Origin of the sequence: Bacillus cereus group sp. BfR-BA-01356 (genome assembly GCF_022663635.1) — a bacterium.
Classification (GTDB): Bacteria; Bacillota; Bacilli; order Bacillales; family Bacillaceae_G; genus Bacillus_A; species Bacillus_A cereus.
Genome location: NZ_JAKUFX010000304.1, coordinates 1 through 341 on the forward strand (window position 1 = coordinate 1; position 341 = coordinate 341).

The following is a 341-nucleotide window of genomic DNA, read 5'->3' on the forward strand; positions in this document are numbered from 1 at the left end:
AAGAAAAAGCACCACCTTTTTGGCGATGCCTTTGAAACCAACTTTACTTTTTAATTCTCCGTTATATCCTGCTGCAATCATGCCAGTTAAATAATCAATAACTGCCATCGTCACTAAGATTTTCAATGTTGCATCCCATCCTCCCAAGAAATACCCACAGAAGCCACCAAAAGTGGCAATAAAAGTTTTTAATAGTACATCAATACGACCCACATTCTTTCCTCCTTTTCAAAATAAACAATCATGACTTTACAGTCCCACCCATATATGAAAAGAGGTGGGACTATTTATTTTCCAAGCTTTCCATACTGGTTATATAGATGGATACTTTAGTACGTGGC

At 37.0% G+C, this 341-nt stretch carries 1 protein-coding gene; it reads right to left on the reverse strand.

All coding sequences use genetic code 11. The features are described 5' to 3' along the window. Positions 1-213, reverse strand: a 213-nt coding sequence (locus tag MR168_RS33165; RefSeq protein WP_242291776.1) for a phage holin family protein, incomplete at its 3' end; no start/stop codon positions are given. Positions 214-341: the final 128 nt, after the last annotated feature.